Source organism: Rhizobacter sp. P2_H2, assembly GCF_056403375.1.
Genome location: NZ_JBFUFP010000626.1, coordinates 1 through 3,236 on the forward strand (window position 1 = coordinate 1; position 3,236 = coordinate 3,236).

Below are 3,236 nucleotides of genomic sequence, written 5' to 3' on the forward strand. Positions count from 1 at the left end.
CAGTCGATCAGCGCCGCCTGTTCGGACCAGAAGCCGGCGCGGTCGGCGAGCGAGCGCGCATGAAAATCGCGATAGGCATTCATACCCTTGGTTACACCACAGAAACACCCCCGCAACAACCCAGGAAAAGCCTGAAAAGAACGTGCTAAGTGCCGGTTTTGAAAGGACTTTTGCCGTTGACGCTGCCCGGTGACTCTTTTATGCTGCGCGGCATGTTTCGGTCGGCCGTCCCCTTTTTCGTGCGCAGCGCCCTGGTGGCGGCGGCCTTCGGCTGCGGCAGCGCCTGGGCCGATACCGACCAGATCTCCCGCCTGCTGACCGACAAGGGGCTGATCGCGCCGGGTGGCGCGGCCGCCACGCCGGCTGCGGCACCGCCCAGTGAAGCGGCCTCCGCCCCGGCGGTCATCACGACAGCGACAGCCCCCGAAAGCTTCACCCAGCAGGTCCGCGAGAAGGCATCCGACATGGTGCTGACCGCGATGAACTTCCTTGGCGTGCGGTACCGCCGCGGCGGCAACGACGCCGACTCCGGCTTCGACTGCAGCGGCTTCACCCGCCACGTCTTCGAGAGCGCGCTCGGCCTCGTGCTGCCGCGCCGCGCCGACGAGCAGGCACACGCCAAGGGCCTGACAGCGGTCAAGCGCGACGAGCTGAAGCCCGGCGACCTGGTCTTCTTCAACACGCTGCGCCGCACCTTCTCGCACGTCGGCATCTACATCGGCGAAGGCAAGTTCATCCACGCGCCGAAGCCGGGCGGCGAGGTGCGGGTCGAGGACATGCGCTTCGCGTACTGGGCCAAGCGCTTCACCGGTGCCCGCCGCGCCGAGCAGGCCGATGCGCCGGCCGTGCCGTCGGCCACTGCGACGCTCGCTGCCGCTCCGGCCGGCGAGCCGCTGGCCGAGGTCGGCGCGGTAGCGGCCCCGCTTGCGGCTGTGGTGACGGCCGCAGCGCCGACCGCGCCCGAGGTGCTGAAGCCGAGCAGCCCGCCGGCCACCCGCAAGGTCACCCACAAGACCCGCCGCAAACCCGCGGCAAAGGCCGTGAAGGCCGTCAAGGCCTAATCGCCCCACGCCCATCCGACGCATGCCGGGCGGGCACAATCCGCCCATGGCCGACAAAGTGATTCCGCTGGCAGACCACCGCTATGCCTCCAGCGTGCCGCTGGTGCCTGCGCAATCGACTGCTCCCACCGGCCTGCTCGCCGACACGCTGGGCCGCCCGCTGCGCGACCTGCGCATCTCGGTGACCGACCGCTGCAACTTCCGCTGCAGCTACTGCATGCCGAAGGAAGTCTTCGACAAGCACTACGAGTTCCTGCCGCACAGTTCGCTGCTGAGCTTCGAGGAGATCGCGCGCCTGGCCCGCCAGTTCGTCGCGCACGGGGTGCGCAAGATCCGCCTGACCGGCGGTGAGCCGCTGCTGCGCAAGAACCTGGAGCGGCTGGTGGAGATGCTGGCCGCGCTGCGCACCGCCGGCGACGGGCTGCCGCTGGACCTCACGCTGACGACCAACGGCTCGGTGCTGGCGCGCAAGGCGCAGGCGCTGAAGGATGCCGGCCTGCAGCGCATCACCGTCAGCCTCGATGCGCTCGACGATGCGGTGTTCCGCCGCATGAACGATGCCGATTTCCCGGTCGCCGACGTGCTGGCCGGCATCGAGGCGGCGCAGYGCGTCGGGCTCGGCCCGATCAAGRTCAACATGGTGGTCAARCGCGGCACCAACGACGMCSAGATCGTMSCSATGGCSCGGCAYTTCCGCCACAGCGGSGCGGTGYTGCGCTTCATCGARTACATGGACGTSGGCGCCACCAACGGCTGGCGCATGGACGAGGTGCTGCCGTCGGCCGAGGTCGTCGCGCGCATCGCCGCCGAGTTCCCGCTGCAGCCGCTCGGCGCGCAGCAGCCCGGCGAGACCGCGCAGCGCTGGCGCTATGCCGACGGCGCCGGCGAGATCGGCGTGATCTCGAGCGTGACGCAGGCCTTCTGCCACGACTGCAACCGCGCGCGGCTGTCGACCGAGGGCAAGCTCTACCTGTGCCTGTTCGCGCACCGCGGCCACGACCTGCGTGCGCTGCTGCGCGAGGGCCGCAGCGATGCCGAGATCGCCGCGGCGATCGGCGGCGTCTGGAACCGGCGCGCCGACCGCTACTCCGAACTGCGCAGCGAGGCCGGCGCCGACCCGTCATCCGCGCCGGCCGGGCGCCGCGTCGAGATGCACTACATCGGTGGATGAGCCTCGATGATCTCGAGCGACTCCGCGCRCCGCGCGGCCCCTGAGCTGCTGGTGATCCGCACGCTTGACGTCGTCGACCTGCCGGCCTACAAGGCGCTGCGCGACGCGATGCTGCAGGCCTTCCCCGATGCCTTCACCTCCGACGCGCACACCGAATCGCGCAAGCCGGCCGAGGTCTACCTGCCGCGGCTCGGGCTGGGGCAGCCGGGCGGCGGGCAGTTCACGCTCGGTGCCTGGGACGACGGCGAACTGCTGGGCGCCCTCACCTGCGAACGCGAGAACCGCGCCAAGGTGCGGCACATCGGCCACATCGTCGGGATGATGGTGCAGGCGCAGGCGGCGGGCCGCGGCGTCGGGCGCGCGCTGCTGGCCGCCGGCATCGAGCAGGCGCGCGCGGCCGACGGCATCGAGCTGCTGACGCTGTCGGTCACGTCGACCAACCGGCGCGCGGTGCGGCTGTACGAGGGCGCCGGCTTCGTGCGCTACGGCACGCTGAAGCACGCGATCAAGCTCGACGGCATCTACCATGACAAGGACCTGATGTCGCTCGCGCTGTGATGAGCTCCTTGAACGACCTGGCCCTCGGCCTGCACGGCTACGACGCCGACGACCTGCCGGTGGACGTGGCGCGCGCCTTCATCGCGCGCATGCTGCCGCGTGTGCAGGCGGTGGAGCACCTGTCGCTGCGCGCGAGCCTCGGCCGCGTGCTGGCACAGGACATCCCGTCGACGATCGACGTGCCGCCGCGGGACAACGCCGCGATGGACGGCTATGCGTTGCGCGGCAGCGAGCTGCGCACCGGCGAGGCCACCGTGCTGACGGTGGCCGCCACCGAGCTCGCGGGCCAGGTGGTCGGCCACGCGATCGGCGCGGGCCAGTGCGTGCGCATCATGACCGGCGCGGTKATGCCGCCCGGTCTCGACACCGTCGTGCCGCAGGAGTTCGTGCGGGTCGACGGCGATCGGATCACCGTGCCGGCTGGTGCCGTCAAAACAGGCGCGAAC

The 3,236-nt window shown here is 70.7% G+C and carries 2 protein-coding genes and 2 pseudogenes; all 4 read left to right on the top strand.

Annotated features, from left to right (window positions below):
• Positions 1-302: 302 nt before the first annotated feature.
• Positions 303-869, top strand: a pseudogene (locus AC1D15_RS23655) (C40 family peptidase); the annotation flags it as partial.
• 238 nt (positions 870-1,107) lie between these two features.
• Complete coding sequence (gene moaA / locus AC1D15_RS23660) at positions 1,108-2,232, top strand: GTP 3',8-cyclase MoaA (RefSeq protein ID WP_477827893.1); 1,125 nt, start codon at positions 1,108-1,110, stop codon at positions 2,230-2,232.
• Positions 2,233-2,283: 51 nt separating this feature from the next.
• Entirely contained in the window at positions 2,284-2,790 is a 507-nt protein-coding gene (locus AC1D15_RS23665; protein WP_477827894.1) for a GNAT family N-acetyltransferase, read from the top strand.
• Positions 2,790-3,236, top strand: a pseudogene (locus tag AC1D15_RS23670) (molybdopterin molybdenumtransferase MoeA); the annotation flags it as partial. The gene AC1D15_RS23665 and the pseudogene AC1D15_RS23670, both read left to right, overlap by 1 nt.